The 19,879-nt window shown below is 59.5% G+C and carries 16 protein-coding genes; 10 read left to right on the forward strand and 6 right to left on the reverse strand.

Annotated elements, in window-relative coordinates; translation table 11 throughout:
* Positions 1 to 480 precede the first annotated feature (480 nt).
* A complete protein-coding gene (gene argH / locus VGU61_RS10200; protein WP_326859008.1) occupies positions 481 to 1,875 on the reverse strand; it encodes an argininosuccinate lyase in 1,395 nt (464 codons plus the stop codon).
* Positions 1,876 to 2,023: 148 nt separating this feature from the next.
* On the opposite strand from argH, the gene VGU61_RS10205 reads away from it, so the two are divergent.
* A complete protein-coding gene (locus VGU61_RS10205; protein WP_326859009.1) occupies positions 2,024 to 3,070 on the forward strand; it encodes a sensor histidine kinase in 1,047 nt (348 codons plus the stop codon).
* Complete coding sequence (locus tag VGU61_RS10210) at positions 3,067 to 3,846, forward strand: LytTR family DNA-binding domain-containing protein (RefSeq protein WP_326859010.1); 780 nt, start codon at positions 3,067 to 3,069, stop codon at positions 3,844 to 3,846. Before VGU61_RS10205 ends, VGU61_RS10210 begins: the two co-directional genes overlap by 4 nt.
* A gap of 32 nt (positions 3,847 to 3,878) precedes the next feature.
* Here the strand turns inward: VGU61_RS10210 and VGU61_RS10215 are convergent, their stop codons facing one another.
* Together VGU61_RS10215 and ppc are read right to left on the reverse strand one after the other, a co-directional pair.
* Positions 3,879 to 4,775, reverse strand: a complete 897-nt coding sequence (locus VGU61_RS10215; RefSeq protein ID WP_326859011.1) for a dienelactone hydrolase family protein — start codon at positions 4,773 to 4,775, stop codon at positions 3,879 to 3,881.
* Positions 4,776 to 4,791: 16 nt separating this feature from the next.
* On the reverse strand, positions 4,792 to 7,650 hold the full coding sequence (gene ppc, locus VGU61_RS10220) for a phosphoenolpyruvate carboxylase (RefSeq protein ID WP_326859012.1): 2,859 nt from the start codon (positions 7,648 to 7,650) through the stop codon (positions 4,792 to 4,794).
* A gap of 180 nt (positions 7,651 to 7,830) precedes the next feature.
* Here ppc and hemC point away from each other — a divergent pair, with 180 nt between their 5' ends.
* The 6 genes from hemC to VGU61_RS10250 all read left to right on the forward strand — a co-directional run bounded on the left by hemC (position 7,831) and on the right by VGU61_RS10250 (position 14,378).
* Positions 7,831 to 8,820 (forward strand): hydroxymethylbilane synthase, encoded by a 990-nt coding sequence (gene hemC, locus VGU61_RS10225; protein WP_326859013.1) that lies wholly within the window; start codon positions 7,831 to 7,833, stop codon positions 8,818 to 8,820.
* Positions 8,813 to 9,580 (forward strand): uroporphyrinogen-III synthase, encoded by a 768-nt coding sequence (locus VGU61_RS10230; protein WP_326859014.1) that lies wholly within the window; start codon positions 8,813 to 8,815, stop codon positions 9,578 to 9,580. The genes hemC and VGU61_RS10230 overlap by 8 nt, the downstream gene beginning before the upstream one ends.
* A complete protein-coding gene (locus tag VGU61_RS10235) occupies positions 9,577 to 10,713 on the forward strand; it encodes a uroporphyrinogen-III C-methyltransferase (protein WP_326859015.1) in 1,137 nt (378 codons plus the stop codon). Before VGU61_RS10230 ends, VGU61_RS10235 begins: the two co-directional genes overlap by 4 nt.
* Before the next feature lie 10 nt (positions 10,714 to 10,723).
* The gene (locus VGU61_RS10240; RefSeq protein ID WP_326859016.1) at positions 10,724 to 11,917 is read left to right on the forward strand and encodes a heme biosynthesis protein HemY; all 1,194 of its coding nucleotides are present in this window, start codon (positions 10,724 to 10,726) and stop codon (positions 11,915 to 11,917) included.
* Between the two features lie 178 nt (positions 11,918 to 12,095).
* A complete protein-coding gene (gene ppa, locus VGU61_RS10245) occupies positions 12,096 to 12,635 on the forward strand; it encodes an inorganic diphosphatase (RefSeq protein WP_326859017.1) in 540 nt (179 codons plus the stop codon).
* 144 nt (positions 12,636 to 12,779) lie between these two features.
* On the forward strand, positions 12,780 to 14,378 hold the full coding sequence (locus tag VGU61_RS10250) for an HDOD domain-containing protein (protein WP_326859018.1): 1,599 nt from the start codon (positions 12,780 to 12,782) through the stop codon (positions 14,376 to 14,378).
* On the opposite strand, the gene VGU61_RS10255 is transcribed toward VGU61_RS10250, so the two are convergent.
* Positions 14,379 to 15,446 carry a serine/threonine-protein kinase gene (locus VGU61_RS10255; RefSeq protein ID WP_326859019.1) on the reverse strand — a complete coding sequence of 356 codons (1,068 nt, stop codon included), beginning with the start codon at positions 15,444 to 15,446 and terminating at the stop codon, positions 14,379 to 14,381. It lies immediately after the preceding gene.
* Positions 15,447 to 15,724: 278 nt separating this feature from the next.
* The gene (locus VGU61_RS10260) at positions 15,725 to 16,861 is read right to left on the reverse strand and encodes a GNAT family N-acetyltransferase (RefSeq protein WP_326859020.1); all 1,137 of its coding nucleotides are present in this window, start codon (positions 16,859 to 16,861) and stop codon (positions 15,725 to 15,727) included.
* Between the two features lie 67 nt (positions 16,862 to 16,928).
* Here VGU61_RS10260 and VGU61_RS10265 point away from each other — a divergent pair, with 67 nt between their 5' ends.
* Together VGU61_RS10265 and VGU61_RS10270 are read left to right on the forward strand one after the other, a co-directional pair.
* On the forward strand, positions 16,929 to 18,542 hold the full coding sequence (locus VGU61_RS10265; protein ID WP_326859021.1) for an NAD+ synthase: 1,614 nt from the start codon (positions 16,929 to 16,931) through the stop codon (positions 18,540 to 18,542).
* Between the two features lie 18 nt (positions 18,543 to 18,560).
* On the forward strand, positions 18,561 to 18,899 hold the full coding sequence (locus VGU61_RS10270) for a P-II family nitrogen regulator (RefSeq protein WP_326859022.1): 339 nt from the start codon (positions 18,561 to 18,563) through the stop codon (positions 18,897 to 18,899).
* Positions 18,900 to 19,216: 317 nt separating this feature from the next.
* Here the strand turns inward: VGU61_RS10270 and VGU61_RS10275 are convergent, their stop codons facing one another.
* Complete coding sequence (locus VGU61_RS10275) at positions 19,217 to 19,855, reverse strand: Smr/MutS family protein (protein WP_326859023.1); 639 nt, start codon at positions 19,853 to 19,855, stop codon at positions 19,217 to 19,219.
* Between the last annotated feature and the right edge of the window lie 24 nt (positions 19,856 to 19,879).

A 19,879-nucleotide genomic window follows, 5' to 3' on the forward strand; every position in this document is an offset into this window, starting at 1 on the left:
ACTTGGACCGTGACGCGGGAGGGTCTGAAAAACATGATGTGGTGTCTCCGATGTTTTGAAAAATCCTGTACGGCAAGAGCATCGTGACGGCTTGTCGATGTGCCATGTAAATTCGAGTTCGGCGCAGTATAAGTCAGTTCAAGGTGTAGGCGAACACTTCCGAAACATACCGCAGGTTCTTTTAATGTTGCGCTGCAAAAGGCGCCGATTTTTATGTGCTTTTCGAGTAGTTTTGCTGAATGTGGACTACGTAGTACTACGCAGCGCAACAAAGAAGGGAGTGACGGGGAATCTCATCTGACGCCTCGAGGTTGCCGCCAGGCGATTCCGGCCGCGGACGGAAATCCTGTGTCATCCAGCGATGGCGACGGAGGCGCTTTACATAGTCGCCTGCTTTCGCGTTATCTCCGCGTGTCAGTATCGCGCAATGTGCTGGATGCCGGCACCACGAAGCGCCGGCAAGTCATCGCACGTCGCCGCTCAGCCAAGCAGAGTGCGCCACCTTGCAATCGCGGCAAGCACCTGTTCCGGCGCTGTGCCGCCGACATGATTGCGCGCAGCGACCGAACCCTCCAGCGTCAGCACGGCAAACACGTCCTGCTCGATGAGCGCGGAGAAGGATTTCAACTCATCCAGTGAAAGATCCGCAAGGTCGCAGCCGCGCTGTTCACAGGCGCGCACCGCATGCGCCACCGCCTCGTGCGCATCACGGAACGGCAATCCCTTCTTGACCAGGTAGTCGGCGAGGTCCGTGGCGGTTGCATAGCCCTGCAAAGCCGCATCGCGCATTGCACCTGCCTTGACGGAGATTCCACGGGCCATGTCGGCGAAAATGCGCAGCGTATCGGTCAGCGTGTCGACAGTGTCGAATAGCGGCTCCTTGTCCTCCTGATTGTCCTTGTTGTAGGCCAGCGGCTGGCCTTTCATCAAGGTGAGAAGTCCGATCAGGTGGCCGTTGACGCGTCCGGTCTTGCCGCGCGCCAGTTCCGGCACGTCCGGATTTTTTTTCTGCGGCATGATCGACGACCCGGTGCAGAAACGGTCGGCGATATCGATGAAGCCGACCCGTGGACTCATCCAGATGACCAGCTCTTCCGACATGCGCGAGATATGCGTCATGACCAGCGCAGCCGCAGCACAGAATTCAATGGCGAAATCCCGGTCGGACACTGCGTCCAGCGAGTTGTGGCATACATCTTCGAAGCCCAATGTCTTCGCGACGCGCATGCGATCAATCGGGAAGGTGGTGCCGGCGAGCGCCGCCGCACCGAGCGGCAGGCGGTTGATCCGCCGGCGGCAATCCGCCATGCGCTCCGCATCACGGCCGAACATTTCAACATAGGCCAGCATGTGGTGGCCGAAGGTGATCGGTTGCGCGACCTGCATGTGGGTGAAGCCCGGGAGAATGGTGTCCGCGTGCTGTTCGGCGAGGTCGAGCAGGGCAACGCGCAGGTCGCGCAGAAGACCATCGATATCATCGATGGCCGATCGCAGGTAAAGGCGGATGTCGGTGGCGACCTGGTCATTGCGGGATCGGCCGGTGTGCAGGCGCTTGCCGGCATCACCGACCAGTTCGGTCAGGCGCTTCTCGATGTTCAGGTGTACATCTTCGAGATCGAGCAGCCATTCAAACTTGCCGCCGTCGATCTCTGCCTTGATCTGTGCCATGCCGCGCTGTATGTCGGTATGATCCTGCGCGCTGATGATGCCCTGGTGCGCGAGCATCTCGGCGTGCGCGAGCGATCCTTCGATATCCGCCGCGGCCAGTCGCTTGTCGAAAAACACCGATGCGGTGTAGCGTTTTACCAAATCGGAGACGGGTTCGGAAAAGCGTGCCGACCAAGCCTCGCTTTTTTTGGAGAGTTGTGCTGTCATGTTGGTGTCCTGGTGAATACGCGATTATAAAACAGCTCATAGAGCGGAAATCAGAAAAAACGGCATGCGGGAGGAAAGCCGGGCGAACGCTGCGATGCTGCAATTTATGCAACGTTATGCCCGTCCTCCGCCCGCTTTGCATTTGCTTATGGCCACTTCAACCATCCCTGTCCACACGCCGGTCGAGATCGTCATCCCCGATTGCTGCAATATCGGCGTGGTATTCCGTGCGCTGATTGCCGCCAACGGGGCGGTGCTGGCCGGCGTCCTGCTGCGTACCAGCGAGTTGCGCGTCGGACTCCAGGAATTCGTCGAATCGTCGATGCTGATCGAATTGGCCTGCCTGTCGTCGCTGCTGGCTCTTTGCGGGCTGCGACGCATTGTCCGTACCATTCCGCCGTCCGGGCAGCGGGCCGCGTGCGCGCTGGTGCCGGCCGCGATTACCGGCGCCATCGTGCATTTCATGTCATCGCTGGAATGGCTGTGGAGCAGCTTCAATAACCTGACCGCGCTCAAGGGCATGGTCGCAGCCGGCCTTCTCGGAATACTGCTCCAGCATTACTTCGAACTGCGTACCCGGGCATTCTCGCCGGCGCTGCTGGAAGCCCGCCTGCAGGCCTTGCAAGCCCGCATACGTCCGCATTTTCTTTTCAATAGTCTCAACGCGGTGCTGTCGCTGATACGCAGCGAACCGCGCCGGGCCGAGGACACACTGGAAGATCTGGCAGACCTGTTCCGGGTGCTGATGAGTGATCCGCGCAGCATGACCAGCATGGAGAACGAGTTGCGGTTGTGCCGGCAATATCTGTCGATCGAACAGATCCGCCTCGGAGAGCGCCTGCAGATCGTGTGGGAAACCGAGAACGTCAACACGGATGTACTGCGCAAGGCGCAAGTCCCGGTGCTGCTGCTGCAGCCCTTGCTTGAAAATGCCGTTCATTACGGTATCGAACCGTCCAGCCGCCCGGCGGTGGTCCAGATTCATATCAGCCGCGCGATCGACCGCATCCAGGTGGTGATCGTCAATCCTTATTACGAAACCGCCAGCGCCAACGCCGGAAATCATATGGCGCTGGATAACATCAGGGAGCGTCTGGCACTGTTGTACGATGTGGAGGCGCAATTGACCACCACCATTGCACGTGGCTTCTTCGAGGTGCGGCTGCGTTTTCCTTATGTGACGAGTACGCCATGATTCCTCGCCTGTTCATTGTCGACGACGAAGCGCCGGCGCGATCCCGGCTCAAGACCCTGCTGGCGGATATTGCCGGCGAATGCCCGCATGAGCTGGTTGGCGAAGCGAGCCATGCGCAAGGGGCGCTGAACGGCATAGCCGCAAGCCGGCCCGACCTCGTTCTGCTCGATGTCCAGATGCCGGGCATGACAGGCATCGAACTGGCTGCACATCTGCTGAAGCAGGCACAACCGGCGCCGGCAGTGGTGTTCGTGACGGCTTACGATGCCTATGCCTTGCAGGCGTTCGAGGTCCATGCGCTCGACTACCTGCTCAAGCCGGTCCGCGCGGGGCGGCTGGCGGACGCCATCCGCCACGCCGTAAGCGGGCGAACGGGACAGGGCGCCGCGATTGCCGCAGCGAGCGTGAAGGCCGGGCGGCAGCACTTCTCCGTCCAGGAACGGGGCCGTGTTCTCCTGGTGCCGATCGGCGACGTGATCTATCTGAAAGCGGAATTGAAATACGTCACCTTGCGCACACGCTCCTGCGAGTATTTGCTCGAAGAATCGCTGACGTCCATTGAAGAAGAACTGGGCACGGTGTTCGTGCGGGTGCATCGCAATGCGCTCGTGGCGCGCAGCGCAATTATCGGCGTGGAACGGGCATCGGTGATGGTGGATGCGGAAGAGAATCACGAGAAACCGCAGGAACCCTGGCAGGTCATCCTGCGTGACGTGAATGAGCGCCTGCCTATCTCGCGCCGTCAGTGGCCGGTCGTAAAAGCGCTGGTGAAATAGCCGCCCGGAATGCAGACACCGGAGGCCCCGCCTCAAGGCTGTTCGAGATGCTTTTTCAGAAAAGCGAATAACTCCCTGTATGCGTCCTCGCGAGCTGCCGGGTTGCCTCCCGAGGTAACGCCTTCACCTGGGCGGACGCCGTTTGGCACGTCCAGCCGTCGGCGCACCGGCAATCCCGGCGCATCGAAGTTGTGGAAACTGTCCGGGTAAAGACGCAAGGCCACCGGTGCCCCGGCTGACGCCGCGTCCAACTTGCGCTCGAGGGCAACACAAGCGTCCGGTGGTGTCCAGTCGTCTTTTTCACCCATCAGGATGAGCAGCGGTGTCGCGTTGCGGTATCCGGCATCCCTGGCGAACGCCGTACAGCCCGGATAAAATGCAACCGCGGCGGCAGGACGGACGGTATTCGACGATACGTCTGTATGTCCGGCGTCGATCGACGACAAAACAGTTGATCCGCCATTGGACCACCCGAGCAGGGCGATGCGCGCCGCGTCAACCTCCGGACGTGCGGCAACCCACCGTAGTGCGGCGTGCACATCGGCACGACGGTCGGCAACGGAGATATCTCGCCGGCTGAATTTTTCGGTGCAGATCGATTGCTTGCCGCGGCTGCTAAAGCTGTCCAGCCACAGGACATGGTAGCCGGCGTCCTGCAGCAGATCTGCCATGGCTGCGTGCCTGCCGGAAAATACTTTTTGTTTGTTACCGGCCGTGCCGTACAGTCCGCCGCAGCCGTGCAGCGCGATGATGACCGGTAGCCGCCCGTTCTTGCCGGCGCCTATCCACCAGCTCGCAAGCGACACCGGCCCGTCATTTCCCTGGCTGTGAATGACCACTTGCCGGGCGCCGGGATGCGGCGGTTCGGCGCCCGCGGCCACGCTGCTCAGCGCGGCTGCCAGGAGGAGGATGAAAGTGCTCGGGCGCATGGATAAATGAACGGCGTCAGCCGGTATTGCGCAAGCCGGCGGCGATGCCGTTGATCGACAAGTGAATGCCGCGCCGTACCCGTTCATCCATCGTCCGGCCATCGGCAGTCGTCGCCCGATGGCGTTTGATCAGCTCCACCTGGAGGTGATTCAGCGGGTCGAGATAGGCGAAACGGTTCTTGATCGACCTCGCCAGAAGCGGATTCCCTTCCAGGCGCTCCTTGGCGCCGGTAATGAGGGAAAGGCAGTCGCCGCTGCGCTGGTGTTCGGCAACGATGCGTTTGAAGATGCTGTTGCGCAGCCTGCGGTCGGGTACCAGTTCGGCGTAGCGCGATGCCACTGCCAGGTCGGTTTTAGAGAGGACCATATCCATGTTCGACAGCAGGGTGGCGAAGAACGGCCACTCCTTGAACATCGCCCGCAGGGTGCTCAAACGCCTGACCTTGTCCTTCGCGTCGCCACCTTCCTCCAGCCACGACGATACCGCGCTGCCGAAGCCATACCAGCCCGGCAGCAGCAGGCGGCACTGGCCCCAGGAGAAGCCCCATGGAATCGCGCGCAGGTCTTCGATGCGCCTTGTCGATTTGCGGGAGGCCGGACGGGAGCCGATGTTCAGTTCGGCGATCTCCGCAATCGGCGTGGCGGCAAAGAAGTAGTCGGCGAAGCCTGGCGTTTCATAGACGAGATTGCGATAGGCGCGGTAGGCACGGTCGGACAATTCCTCCATTGCGCGTTCAAATTCCGCCAGCCGGCGCGCGTGCTTGCTTCCGGTTTCGTGCGGCATCAGGCTTGCTTCCAGGGTCGCGGCCACCAGCAGTTCGAGGTTGCGGCGCCCGATCTCCGGATTGGAGAATTTCGATGCGATGATTTCGCCCTGCTCGGTGAGGCGGATCTGGCCGTTCACCGTCCCCGCCGGTTGGGCGAGGATGGCATCGTAGCTGGGGCCGCCGCCACGGCCGACTGTGCCGCCGCGTCCGTGGAACAGGCGCAGCTTGACGCCGGCCCGGTCGAACAGGTCCACCAGGCGGGTTTCCGCTTTATAGAGTTCCCAGTTCGAGGTCAGGAAGCCACCGTCCTTGTTGGAGTCCGAATAGCCGAGCATGACTTCCTGCAGATTGCCCTTGCCGGCGACGAGGCGGCGTGCCTGCGGCAGGGCGAGCAGCGCTTCCATGATATCCGCCGCGCAACGCAGGTCGGGAATGGTCTCGAACAGCGGGATGACCATCAGGTCCAGCGTCGCATTCCCGGGCGAGCCGGCGACATGGTCCCATTCGATGCGCAGCAGGCCCGTTTCCTTTTGCAGCAGCAGGACTTCCAGCAGGTCGGAAACGGTTTCGGTGTGGGAGATGATGTAGTTGCGTATCGCGCGATCACCATAGCGATCCCGTATGTCACGGGCGGCGCGAAGCACGCCGAGTTCGGAGTTCGTTTCATCCGAATACTGGACGTAAGGAGAATAAAGCAGCCTTGGCTTGTCGAGTTCGGATAACAGCAGGTCCACCTTCGCCTGCTCGGGCAGGCCGCCGTAATCGCGCTCCACCATGGCGCGCGCGAACAATTCGGTCAGCACGCGCTCATGCACGTCTGAGCTCTGGCGCATGTCCAGTGTCGCGAGGTGAAAACCGAAGATTTCGGCCGCCCGCTTGAGGGTCGCCAGCCTCGGCTTAATCAGCACCGCACCGTGATTGGCGCGCAATGAATCGACCAGCACCTGCAGATCGCGGGTGAACTCGGCGGCATCCGCGTAGGGTGCGGCACCGCCGACTTCCTGCCGGAGCACATGGGCCGCGCCAAGAGTTCGGGCGGTCGCCGCCAGCCGCGCATACAAGCCGATCAGTGCACGGCGGTAAGGCTCATCGGCTCGGTGGTCGGACTGGTCCGGCGATGCATCGGCCAGTGCCTGCAGGGCAGGGCTGACGTCGACCAGGAGGGTCGATATCGATAATTCGGCGCCGAGCGCATGCGCCTCTTCGAGGTAAAAGTCGAAGATTGCGGTGGATTGCCGGACCAGGGCGTGGCGCATGGTGTCCGCATTGACATTCGGATTGCCGTCGCGGTCGCCGCCGATCCAGCTTCCCATCTGCACGAAAGGCGGCAGGTCGGCTTGGCTGCCGGAATGACGCTGCGGATACTGCGCGGCGATTTCGGCACTGATGTCGTCGTACAGACCGGGCAATTCCTTGAGAAAGGTGATGCGATAGTAGGAGAGGGCGTTTTCGATCTCGTCCGCGACGGTCAGCTTCGAATAGCGAAGCATGCGGGTTTGCCAGAGCGTGGCGACGTACGCCTGCAACAGGCCGGTATTTCTCGCCAATTCCTTCGGCGTCAAGGGCATGTCCCGCTCGGCCAGCAGTCGGGCAATTTCCCGCTCGGCATCCAGGATGCTCTTGCGCTGCACTTCGGTGGGATGAGCGGTAAGGACCGGCGAGATCAATGCCTCACTAAAGAAGTTGCGAACCGCCGACCCCGGCACGCCGGCGCTATCCAGCTTCGACAATGCAAAGGCGACGCTGCCCTGTTGGGGCGCGGAACCTGCCAGCAGATGGGCTCGCCGCCGACGATTGTGGTGCTGATCTTCGGCGATGTTGGCAAGATGTGAAAAATAGGAAAAGGCACGCACCACGGAGATGGTCTGGTCGCGTGTCAGCTTCTTCAGCAGCTTGTTCAGCTCGGCGCCGGACTGTGCGTCCGATTCCCGCCTGAAGCGCACGGCGGTTTGGCGCACGGTTTCCACCACCTGATATACCGCGTCGCCTTCCTGTTCGCGCAGCACATTGCCGAGCAGGCGGCCCAGCATGCGGATATCCTCCTTCAACGGCAGATCCTTGTCGGCGGCCTGGTCTGTGCGTGATGGTGTCCTGGTATGTTTTGCCATAATGAATCATTGCCCCGGGTTGAATGCAAACACGATGGCTTTCGGCCGGTGTCTGCGGGAGGTTTTCGAACGGCCGCATGATAAAATCCGCGCTCGAAAACAGGTTGCTGGAAATGAATTGATGCGAATGGTTGGTACCGTTTATCAAGTGGCTGTTGAAGGTGCCTGCCGACATGTCCGATGTGTCAATGCGAAGTCCATCAGCGAAACAGAAAGAACCCGGTCTTGAATACCCCCATCCCCTCGAAATTAGTGATCGCCTCCCGTGAGAGCCGGCTCGCACTCTGGCAAGCCGAGCACGTGCGATCGAAATTGTCGGAATTATATCCGCAGTGCAGTGTCGAAATTCTCGGTATGACTACGCAGGGCGACCGCATCCTGGACCGTACCCTGTCCAAGGTCGGCGGTAAGGGCCTGTTCGTCAAGGAGCTGGAAGTGGCGATCGAGGAGGGGCATGCCGATCTGGCGGTCCATTCGCTGAAAGACGTGCCGATGGAGCTGCCGGCAGGTTTCGCGCTTGCCGCGGTACTGGAGCGCGAGGATCCCCGTGATGCGTTCGTCTCGAATGATTATGCATCGCTCGATGAATTGCCCGACGGTGCCGTGGTCGGCACGAGCAGCCTGCGCCGGCAGGCCCTGGTGGCGGCACGCTATCCGATGCTGGTCATCCGCCCATTGCGCGGCAACCTCGATACCCGTCTCGGCAAACTTGACCGCGGTGAATATGCAGCAATCATCCTGGCCGCCGCCGGGCTGAAGCGGCTGGGTCTCGAAAGCCGCATACGGGCCCTGATCGAGCCTGAATTCAGTCTGCCGGCACCGGGTCAAGGCGCGATGGCGATCGAAATCCTGTCCAGCCGCGACGATCTTCGCGAGTTGCTTGCCCCCCTTGGTCATCAGGCGACCGAACAGGCGGTCACCGCGGAGAGGGCGGTGTCGCGCATTTTCGGAGGCAGCTGCCAGATTCCGCTCGCCGCGTTCGCGACTGTCGATGCAGACATGCTGCGTCTGCGCGCGATGGTTGCCACGCCTGACGGCAAGCGCATGGCAAGCGCGGAGATTTCCGGTCCGTCCGCCGATCCCGAGAACGTCGGCCGGCAGATCGCCGATGCGCTGCAGGCACAGGATGCGGCATCAATCCTCGCCGCCTGCAAAGCGATGGATGCCTAAAGTCGTCGTCACCCGGCCGATGGCCCAAGCGCGGCCCTTGGCGGCACGGATTGCGTCGCTCGGCATGGAGCCGGTTTTGTTTCCCTTGCTGGAAATTCATCCCCTCGACGATCCTGCGTCATTGCGCAAGGCAGCGGGCGAATTGCACGAGTATGCGATGGCAGCCTTCGTCAGCCCGAATGCGATCGATGCCATGTTCGCCGAATTGCCGCGCTGGCCATCCAGCGTAGCGATCGCGGTCGTTGGGGAGGGCAGCCGTGCCGCGCTCGCACGGCATGGCCTGGATGCAAGCAACGCGACAATCTTCAGTCCGCTCGATCCTTTGAAGACCGATTCGGAAACACTGTTGCAGGTTCTGGACATCGCTGCGCTGCGCGGCAAGCGGGTTCTGATCGTGCGGGGCCAAAGCGGCCGGGAACTACTGGCCGATGCGTTGCGCTCGGCGGGAATCGATGTCACGCAGGTCGCCGCCTACCGCCGTGCTGCGCCCGAACTCGATGACGAGCGGCGCCGGCAGCTTGCCGAACTGCTCGACGCCGAGAACGACTGGGTCGTCACAAGTTCTGAAGCGCTGCGCAACCTGATGGCAATGGCGGAGCAAATCAGGGACGGCGACGGCGTCGCAAAATTGCAACAACAACATTTTGTCGTCCCGCACGTGCGTATTGCCGATACGGCACGCACAATGGGTTTTCCCAACGTAACATTAACCGGGTCAGGGGACGAACAGTTACTTGCCGCGTTACAATCCCGAGCATGAACGATTTGCCTTCCTCTTCTTCTCCCGGTACTTCCCACTCCAATGCCTCTTTGCAGCACGGCGGGCCGGATCCCGTCCCTGGCACCAGCACCAGAGGGCTGCGCCGGCTGATTTATATCGCCTTCGGCATACTTGCCGTGCTGATGGTTGCCCAATGGTGGGCGTCGCATAACCAGATCGCCGGCCTTCGCGAGGAGCTTGCGCAGCGCCTGAAAACCGGTGAATCGCTGAATACCGAAACCAAGGTCCTGGTCAAGTCGATGCAGGACGGCTTGCGCGAATTGGAAGCCAAGGTCAGCGTGCAGGAAAACAAGCAAGTTGAAGCGCAAAGCCAGCAGCTCGCTCTTGAACAGCTCTATCAGGACCTTGCCAAGAACCGCGATGACTGGGCACTGGCTGAAATCGAACAGGTATTGTCCACCGCAAGCCAGCAGCTGCAGCTCGCCGGCAATGTCCAGGGCGCGCTGATCGCGCTGCAGAATGCCGACTCCCGGCTTTCGGGTTCCGATCAGCCGCAGTTCATCACGATCCGGCGTGCCATCGCCAAGGATCTCGACCGGCTGCGGTCACTTCCTAATGTGGACATGGCCGGTGTGGCCCTCCGCCTCGACAGTGCCATCGGGCTCGTCGACAGCATGCCCCTTCTTTCAGATGAAAAGCCGCTGCTGCCGGCATCCAAGCCAAGAAATGCCCGTGCTGCCGCAGACACGTCCCCCGGGAAGCCCGACGCCGGCACCGGCACGGCGTCGGAATGGCTGGCTACCCTGGAAGAAAAGTGGCACAGCTGGACCAGTGAAATGTGGGGCGAGATCCGGCAATTGATTCGGGTGCGGGACGTCGAAGCGCCGGAGGCATTGCTGCTGTCTCCCACACAGGCGTATTACGCCCGCGAGAACCTGAAGCTCCGGCTGTTGAATGCACGTCTCGCGCTCCTGAGCCGTAACGAAACGGCATTCCGCAGCGACCTGATCGCTGCACAGGATGCCATCTCGAAGTATTTCGATACCCGGGCCAAACAGACCCAGAACGCACAGGCGCTGTTGCGTCAGGTGCAAGGCACCAATCTGGTGATCGAGATGCCGACGCTTGCCGAAAGCCTGAACGCGGTACGCAACTACAAAGCGAATCCTTAGTGTAACCGCCATGCGTATCTTCATCTCGCTCGTCATTCTTTTCGCCGCCGCCATCGGCCTGGCCGTCGGCGCACGCTTCAATCCCGGTAATGTCGTCCTGTTTTACCCGCCATACCGGGTTGATCTGTCGCTCAATTTCTTCCTGCTTTTGCTGGTGCTCGTGTTTGTCACGCTTTATCTGATGCTGAATGCGATTCGCGATGCCCAGCGGATGCCGCAGCGGGTGGCGGCCTATCGTCGCGAGAAGCGCGAACGCGAAGGCAATCAGGCGATGCGCGACGCACTGAAAGCACTGTTCGAAGGACGATTCGGCCATGCCGAAAAGGCAGCCGCCCGCGCGTCGCAAGGGCCGGACAATGCTGGGCTGTCCGCCCTGATTGCAGCAAGGGCGGCCCACCGGCTGGGCCATCCCGAGCGTCGTGATACCTGGTTGACGAAAGCGCATCAAGATGGCGCTCTGAAGACCGCACGCCTGATGACCGCGATCGAATTGCTGATCGATGAGCGGCAGCCGGAAACCGCGCTCGAAGCGGTCAACGAATTGCAGGCGACCGGTACCCGCCACATTCATGCATTGCGGCTGGCCCTGAAAGCCAATCAGCGTTCCCAGAACTGGCCCGAGGTTTTGCGGCTCGTGCGTTTGCTCGACAAGCGCAACGCATTGCATCCTGCCTTGTCCCGCAGGCTGCGCGAACTCGCTTACGAGCATCTTTTGTCCGATTCAAGCCATGATGCCGAGTCCCTGCGGCGCATGTGGAGCGGCATTCCTTCTGACGAGCAAGTGCAGCCTTACGTCGCCGCCAGGGCGGCCGCGGCCTTCAACGCCAAGGGTTTGCATGAGGATGCTCGCCGTCTCGTCGAAAAGGCGCTGGCCAAGGAATGGGATGATCGCCTGGTGCGTGCCTACGGCGAATCGGCGACACTTGGGTCGCCCTCGCTGCTGGCGCAGATCGAGCGTTGCGAGGAGTGGGCAAAAGCGCGACCGGGTGATGCGGAACTGGAATTGACGCTTGGAACACTATGCCTGCGGCAAAAACTTTGGGGCAAGGCGCAGCGCCATCTCGAACAGGCTTTGTCGGACGCACTCGATGCCGTTACCGTGCAACGCGTGCACCTCAAGCTTGCACAGTTGCATGAGGCGTTGAACCAGCCCGAAGAGGCGGCGGAACATTATCGTCGCTGTGCCTTGGCAACAGCCATCTGACGGCTCATCCCGGCGCTCTTTCGCCGGGAAGCTTCCGATACTGCTTGGACCATGTGCCCCCATGCGCCAATGATCTGCGCGCAATCAAGCGCCGACGCCTGCTGCGACGCACAATGCCCCTCTGAAAGCCGCTATAATTCGCGGATTCAAAAATTCCCCTGACTACGAAGAGAGCGACATGAGCCTGAACAAAGTTTCCGCCGGCCGGGATTTGCCGAACGATTTCAACGTCATTATTGAAATTCCGATGAATGCCGATCCGATCAAATACGAAGTGGACAAAGAAACTGGCGCCATTTTCGTTGACCGGTTCATGGGCACCGCGATGCACTATCCCTGCAACTATGGATATATTCCGCAAACCATTTCCGATGATGGCGACCCGGTTGATGTGCTGGTCGTGACACCGTTTCCTTTATTCCCTGGCGTTGTCGTGCGCTGCCGCCCGATCGGGGTATTGAAGATGACGGACGAAGCCGGTGGCGATGCAAAACTGCTCGCCGTGCCGGTGGATAAGATTCTGCCGATCTACACGCATTGGCAAAAGCCGGAAGACATGAATGACCTGCGCCTGCAGCAGATTCAGCACTTTTTCGAGCATTACAAGGACCTCGAAAAGGGCAAGTGGGTAAAGGTGGAAGGCTGGCATGGTCCGGACGAAGCGCGGAAAGAAATCCTCGCCGGCGTCGAGGCTTACCAGAAAGCGCTATTGAAGTAACAACCAGTTCCTGCTCCGCTGAGAAAAAGCGCACCATCAAGTGCGCTTTTTTTACGCCGTTGCGATCTTGCCCTGGTGCATCGACATTTCATGCGGGATGCGTCATCATAGGCCGCTAATGCAGCGCGATTGGGAGTTTTATAAGTGGTATTTCAACCCGCCGGACCGTCGAAGATCGACGGAGCTTCCCCGGCCCTGAGCAGCGATGACGCCACCGGAGCGCGTGACCGCCTGCTGCAAAAAATCAGCGCCGAGTCCGATCTTCCTTCTTTGGGCAGCTCCATATCCCGCGTTGTGGAAATGGCTTCATCCGGCGATGAAGCAGTTCGTAACCTCGCGCATTTCATTCTGTCCGACGTCGCGCTGACGCAGAAAATTCTGCGCATCGCCAATACGGTCGTCTACCATGCCGCAACCGGGACGCCAGTGACGACAGTGTCGCGGGCAATTTTCCTGCTCGGATTCGATACCGTGAAAACCTGCGCACTGGCGATGCTGCTGGTGGATGGCATGTCGGGGAAGCACGGGCGCAGCGTCCGGATCGAACTGTGCCATGCGCTGACCGCCAGCATCCTTGGCAGGGAGTTGGCTCGACGAAGCCATTTCAAGGATGCGGAAGAAGCGGCAATCGCGGCATTGTTCAAGAACATCGGCAGGCTCCTGGTGGCTTCGCATGATCATGATTCGTACAGCGAGATCGCGGCATTGACCGAAGGCGGCAAGGTGTCGCCGGTGCAGGCGGCGATGAAAGTAATTGGCTGCAGCCTGGACGCGCTGACTGATGCAGTACTCCAGGAATGGCAGATGCCGGACACTATTATCAATGCACTCGCGCCGCTCCCCTCCGGCGCATTGAAACCAGCCAAGTCCAGGCAGGAATGGATGCAGCAGGTGGCGGCATTCAGTAGCACGGCGGCGACCGTGATCCCGCATGTCAGCGAGACCGGCCAGCATGCGGCCAGTGCGGCGCTGCTGAATCGCTTCGGCGCGGCCTTCAATCTCGATCAGGAAAAGTTGAACGAACTGTTCATGTCCGTGGCGCGGGAATCGCGTGTGCTGATCAGCAATACCGGGCTTGCCATGGATGGGATCGTGCCGGATCCGCTTGTCGATGAACTGGATGGAGAATCGGCGGAACGGGGTCTGCCTGATGAATTGCTGTTGGCGGGCAGCGATGGAAGCCTTCCGCAAGTCACCGAACGGCATCAGAGCGGAAAGCCTGTCAACGCGCGCGATCTGCTGTTGGCCGGCATGCAGGATGTGACGCAGATGATGGCTTCGGGCCAATGCAAGGTAAATGACCTGATGCTGCTCGTTCTGGAGACGCTCTATGGCAGCATGGGATTTCGTTTCGCGACGGTGTGTCTGCGGGATGTGCAGAGCGGTACGTACCGCGCACGAATTTCGATTGGTCAAAACAACGCCGTCCGTCAGGCCGGTTTCAGCTTTCCGGCGACGGACAGGAACGACTTGTTTTGCCTTGCACTGGAAAAGGGGGCGGACTTGATGATTTCCGATGCCGCCGTGCCGAAAATCCGCTCCTTGCTGCCCGCCTGGCATCGCACGCTGCTTCCCGATGCGCGTAGCTTCATCGTGCTGCCTTTGGTGGTGAATCGCAAACCGATCGGCTTGTTCTATGCTGACCGTACCCTGCCCGCTCCGGAAGGCGTGCCGGCTGATGAGACTGCACTGATCAAAACCCTGAAAGCGCAGATCATCGGCGCACTTCAGACACGAAGCTGATCAGAACCAGCCTATTTTGTCCCGCATTAATGCGATGGCTAGAAAACCGGCAGCTACCGCCAACAGCAGTGTTGCGATGATCCATGCCATGCTGCTTTGCTCCGGCGAATCGGCGGCCGGGTCTTTCTGCTCGAGTGTCGCAACCGGGATTTGAAGGCTTCGCCTTGCACGGCGTTCCCGCAGCAGGAAGCGTTTGATGTCGAGCGCCATTCTTTCGGCAGTCGGATAGCGCTTTTCGGGTTTTTTGCTCATCGCCATCATGACGATCTGCGACAGGGCAACCGGAATCCTCGGGTCGAGCTCGGAGGGTGGCGGTGGCGCCTTGTAGGCGATCTGTTGCAAAAGCTTGTCCGTGTCGCCGGCCTCGAAGGGCTTCCGGCCGGTCAGCATTTCATACATCACCGCGCCGAGTGAATAGATATCGGTACGCTCGTCCACCTGCTTGCCACATGCCTGTTCGGGTGACATGTAATTCGGCGTGCCCAGTAGGTTATTGTTGCGGAACAGCGTATAAGGTTCGTTCGCTTCAGCGTCCTGATCCGGCACGCGGTTCGGTGAGCGGGCAATGCCAAAGTCGACCAGTTTAGGCTGATCGTCCTTCACCATGAAGATATTGGCGGGCTTTATATCGCGATGAATGACCTGGTTGCGGTGGGCGTGGTCCAATGCATCCGCGATTTTCCATCCTATGGTCGCGACTTCGTCCGGCAGGAATCGATGACCGTTGGCGAGCATCTTGTTCAACTCGAGTCCCTGCAGATATTCCATAGCGATATAAGTTGCGCCGCCTTCGCTGGAGGCATCGTAGACGGTCACGATATTCGGGTGGGAAAGCCTGCCTGCCGCTCTGGCTTCGTTGATGAAGTGCTGTTCGTGCCGCGCCCTTTCCGCCGTCGACAATCGGGGCTTGAATGTCTTGATGGCGATATCGCGTGCAATTACCGGATCGTGGCCCAGATAAACACAGCCGACGGAGCCGCGGCCGAGTTCGCGCGTAATGTAGAAACGACCGATCCGATTGATGGCGGGACTGTCTGGCACTAGCGAGGCGGCGGTCGAAAAAGTCATGATGAGATGATTGCCCGAAAGTCCCGTGAATGGCGAAGAATTATAAAACAGCTATCATCCAATTGACGCTTTTTTAACATTTGTGTGGCCTGAAGGCAACCTGAATTCCGATTCGTCGGCATATTTGTTGCCTGCAGTAGGTAAGTGGGATATGCGAGTATGCGGAGAGCCATGTCATCACTGCGGGGGCGGCGATCGACTGCAGACCAGGATGCGCAATCAGGGACCGCGGCCGGCGTCGGGTACGACCGGATGTGACCCTGATTCCCTTTGCGGCCTTATCGCACTTTGAATGGCGAATGATCGTTCAATTCATCAATGTAGGAATCGATGCCGCCGCTTTCCTGGGCCAGGAAACGTTCGATTGCACCGGCAAACGCGGGATGGGCCAGCCAGTGCGCAGACCATGTTTTCTGCGGCAGAAAACCGCGTGCCATCTTGTGTTCGCCTTGCGCGCCGCCTTCGAAGCAGGCGATGCCGCTGGCGATGCAAAACTCGAGCGGCTGGTAATAGGCGGTTTCAAAGTGCAGGCAGGGTACATGTTCCAGTGCTCCCCAGTACCGGCCGTATAAGGTCTGGGCAGTATGCACGAGCAAGGAAGAGGCGATCGGTTTTCCGTTCCGTTCCGCAACGATCAACAGCAGGTTCTCGGGCATCGTCGTGCCGATCCGCTTGAAAAAATCAAGGTTCAGGTAAGGCGTCGAATAATGTTCCGCGTATGTGCGGTCATAGCAGCGCTTGAAGAAACGCCAGTCCGCGTCGGTTGCTTCCATACCTGGAACATGCCGAAAACCGATGCCGGCATCCCGGACTTTGCGCCTTTCGGCTCGGATATTTTTGCTCTTCTTGCGCTCCAGCGTCGACAGGAAGGCATCGAAATCGGAATACCCGTCATTCAGCCAGTGAAACTGCACGCCGCTGCGCAGCATGTAGCCGCTTTTCTCCAGCGTCCTTGCCTGCGCTTCGGGCGGATAAAGAATGTGGGTCGAGGACACCTCATTGCCTTCCTGCAGGGTTTGCAGGGCGCCGATCAATGCCGCTTCCGAATCGGCGTCGCACGCCAGAAGACGGCTTCCGCTGACCGGCGTGAAGGGAATGGCTGACAGCAATTTCGGGTAGTACTCCAGTCCATTCCGGCGATACGCATCTGCCCAGGCCCAATCGAAAACGTATTCTCCATACGAGTGGTTCTTTAAATACAGCGGCATTGCCGCATCCAGCCGGCCATCTTGCCAAAGAGTCAGAAATTGCGGCTGCCAGCCTGTCCTGGCTGATACGCAGCCCGATTCATGCAGGGCATGCAGAAAGGAGAAAGATAAGAAAGGATTCGCGTCGGCCTGAGTGGCCAGCAATGCATCCCATGCGGTCCGGCCGATTTCCGACAAGGAAGAAACGATTCGCGTGCGATAATTCACTCGGTTAATTTATTCCTAACAAACATTCATTTGGACCTGCGCGCGTATCGGTGCGCAGAACGTTAACATGACAGTCAAAGTCGCCATCGCCCAGATCAACAGCATCCTCGGTGACCTTGCCGGCAATGCCGAAAAAATAGACGCGTTTGCCCGCCGCGCCGCGGCGCAGGGCGCAGACATCGTGGTGACACCCGAGCTTTCGCTGGTAGGCTATCCACCCGAGGATTTGCTGCTCCGTGAGGCATTCTACGCAAAAACGGACAAGGCGTTGGAGGCACTGATCCTGCGGCTTGCCAATCTGAAAGGACTGCATGTCGTCGTCGGACACCCGGTACTGCATGACGGAAAGCGTTATAACGCAGCATCGGTTCTGGTGGACGGCCGTCTTCTCGGCACTTACCGAAAATACGATCTGCCGAATTACACGGTGTTTGACGAGAAGCGATATTTTTCTTCGGCCGACGAGCCCTTCGTCTTCGATGTAAAGGGTACGCGTTTCGGTATCAACATCTGTGAAGATACCTGGTCATCCCATGCGCCCGCCCGGGCAAGAGCTGCCGGTGCGCAGGTACTTCTGGTACCGAACGGTTCGCCCTATCACATGAAAAAGCCGCATCTTCGTCATGATGTGATGCGGGACAATGTAAGCCGGCAAAACTTGGCGCTGGTGTACGCAAACCTGGTCGGCGGCCAGGATGAGCTCATTTTCGACGGCAACTCTTTCGTGATGGACGCGGCGGGCAGGGTGTGTGCACAGTTGAAGCACTGTGAAGAAGATCTGCAGCTGGTCGAATTTTCGGACGGCGTGCCGTCCCGGGATGCCCTGATGCCGGACATGCCGATCGAAGCGCAGGTGTATGAAGCGCTCGTGCTTGGCGTGCGGGACTATGTGTGCAAAAACGGTTTTCCGGGCGTGCTGATCGGGCTGTCCGGCGGAGTCGACTCCGCGCTGACCCTTGCGGTGGCGGTGGACGCCCTCGGGGCGGAGAAGGTGAGGGCGGTGATGATGCCTTCACCTTACACAGCGGAGATTTCCTGGCTCGATTCTCGCGACATGGCTGCGCGGGTAGGCGTGCGTTATGATGAAATTCCGATCCTCGAGTGCTTCACAGCGTTTCGCGCAACGCTGGAACGGGAATTCAAGGGTTTGAAGCAGGACACTACCGAAGAAAACATACAGGCCCGCATTCGCGGCACGCTGCTGATGGCGTTATCGAACAAGTACGGCAGCATCGTGCTGACTACCGGTAACAAAAGCGAAATGGCGGTTGGTTACTGCACCCTCTACGGTGATATGGCAGGTGGTTTCGCAGTGATCAAGGATATTGCGAAGACACTGGTGTATCGTCTGTGCGATTACCGGAACTCGATTTCAGACGTGATTCCAAAACGTATCCTCACCCGCGCGCCGTCGGCGGAGCTGCGTCCGGACCAGACCGACCAGGACTCGTTGCCACCGTATGAGGTGCTGGACGGGATCATGCAAATGTACATGGAAGAGAACCGCAGTATTGCCGAGATTCTCGACGCGGGGTATCGTAAGGACGATGTGGAGCGCGTCACCCGCCTGATCAAGATCAATGAGTACAAACGCCGTCAGGCGCCGATCGGTATTCGCATCACGCACCGCGCTTTTGGCCGCGACTGGCGCTATCCGATCACATCCAAATTTCATGAGTAATCTTCAAAAGGAGTTGTGATGAAACTGATTACCGCTGTAATCAAGCCCTTCAAGCTGGACGAAGTACGCGAAGCGCTGGGCGAAATTGGCGTTACCGGGCTGACGGTGACGGAAGTGAAGGGCTTTGGGCGCCAGAAAGGCCACACCGAACTCTATCGCGGCGCGGAGTATGTGGTCGACTTCCTGCCCAAGGTGAAGATCGAAGCCGTGGTGGACAACAATGTCGTCGACATCGCAGTCGATGCCATCATCAAGGCCGCCCGTACCGGGAAGATCGGAGACGGCAAGATTTTCGTCACCGAAGTGGAGCAGGTGATCCGCATACGCACCGGCGAAACCGGGGTCGATGCGGTTTAACCTGGATATTTCACCAGAGCGGCCCTTAACTTGACTGGAAGGCGCATGTTTACCCGGTTTGCGGCTTGCTACGGTCAGATCCAATTGTACCGCTGGCCTACGCGGGTGCTGGCGTGCGATTTTCGGCCATTTTGCGTTTCCGCTTCGCGCCAATAGGCCAGCTATTGGCTTGTCGCGGAATCGCAAACTGCCTCGCAACTCGCGCGCCATCACTCCGCGTCCTGATGAAATAGCCAGGTTAAGCGGTATCGCGTACTGTATTGACCAGTGCAGAAGCCCGGAGGCGGCAGGACGAATCCGGGCCGGGTCTGTTTCGCTCAGGCTTTCAGCAGGACCACCAGCGCGCCCGCGCCGCCATCCACCGCACGGGCCTGGCAAAATGCCATGACTTCGTCCTTCTGTACCAGCCAGTTGCGAACCTTGTTCTTCAACACAGGCTCCTTGTTGACCGACCCCAACCCCTTGCCGTGGATCACGCGCACACAACGCTGTCCGCGTTTGACTGCATTGCGCAGGAATTCGGCTAATGCTTCCCGTGCTTCCTCGCGGCGCATGCCATGCAAATCAAGCTGCCCCTGGATCACCCAATGACCTCTACGCAATTTGCGAACGGTATCGGAACCGATACCTTCGCGCGCATAGCTCAGTCCTTCATCAGTATCCAGAAGGGTGTCGACATTGAATTCATCCGATAGCGACTGCTCCAGTGCAGCCTGTTCGTCGGCGAGATGGTGCTTGGCGATGGGGAGCGGACGGGGAGGTGTGGAGTGTGCCTTGTCCGGTGGCGTGAGCGGAGCAACATCACCGATGCTGCGGCGGAACAGGTCTGTATCTGCCCGAAGCTGTTTCTCGCGTTCCAGGCGTTCGGCTTCGGCGGCCTTGCGTCGTTCTTCCTGTGCCTTCAGTTCATTGCGTAGCGACTTGAGTGCGGAAAAATCCTTGATGGAGCCAGACATGATGTGTCCTTATACCCTCGCGCC

The organism is Noviherbaspirillum sp., assembly GCF_035944575.1.
Classification (GTDB): Bacteria; Pseudomonadota; Gammaproteobacteria; order Burkholderiales; family Burkholderiaceae_D; genus Noviherbaspirillum.

Coding starts and splice junctions, on each gene's coding strand:
- argH (WP_326859008.1), bottom strand. CDS start 1,875: ATGACAGCACAACTCTCCAAAAAAAGCGAGGCTTGGTCGGCACGCTTT.
- VGU61_RS10205 (WP_326859009.1), top strand. CDS start 2,024: ATGGCCACTTCAACCATCCCTGTCCACACGCCGGTCGAGATCGTCATC.
- VGU61_RS10210 (WP_326859010.1), top strand. CDS start 3,067: ATGATTCCTCGCCTGTTCATTGTCGACGACGAAGCGCCGGCGCGATCC.
- VGU61_RS10215 (WP_326859011.1), bottom strand. CDS start 4,775: ATGCGCCCGAGCACTTTCATCCTCCTCCTGGCAGCCGCGCTGAGCAGC.
- ppc (WP_326859012.1), bottom strand. CDS start 7,650: ATGGCAAAACATACCAGGACACCATCACGCACAGACCAGGCCGCCGAC.
- hemC (WP_326859013.1), top strand. CDS start 7,831: ATGTGTCAATGCGAAGTCCATCAGCGAAACAGAAAGAACCCGGTCTTG.
- VGU61_RS10230 (WP_326859014.1), top strand. CDS start 8,813: ATGCCTAAAGTCGTCGTCACCCGGCCGATGGCCCAAGCGCGGCCCTTG.
- VGU61_RS10235 (WP_326859015.1), top strand. CDS start 9,577: ATGAACGATTTGCCTTCCTCTTCTTCTCCCGGTACTTCCCACTCCAAT.
- VGU61_RS10240 (WP_326859016.1), top strand. CDS start 10,724: ATGCGTATCTTCATCTCGCTCGTCATTCTTTTCGCCGCCGCCATCGGC.
- ppa (WP_326859017.1), top strand. CDS start 12,096: ATGAGCCTGAACAAAGTTTCCGCCGGCCGGGATTTGCCGAACGATTTC.
- VGU61_RS10255 (WP_326859019.1), bottom strand. CDS start 15,446: ATGACTTTTTCGACCGCCGCCTCGCTAGTGCCAGACAGTCCCGCCATC.
- VGU61_RS10265 (WP_326859021.1), top strand. CDS start 16,929: ATGACAGTCAAAGTCGCCATCGCCCAGATCAACAGCATCCTCGGTGAC.
- VGU61_RS10270 (WP_326859022.1), top strand. CDS start 18,561: ATGAAACTGATTACCGCTGTAATCAAGCCCTTCAAGCTGGACGAAGTA.
- VGU61_RS10275 (WP_326859023.1), bottom strand. CDS start 19,855: ATGTCTGGCTCCATCAAGGATTTTTCCGCACTCAAGTCGCTACGCAAT.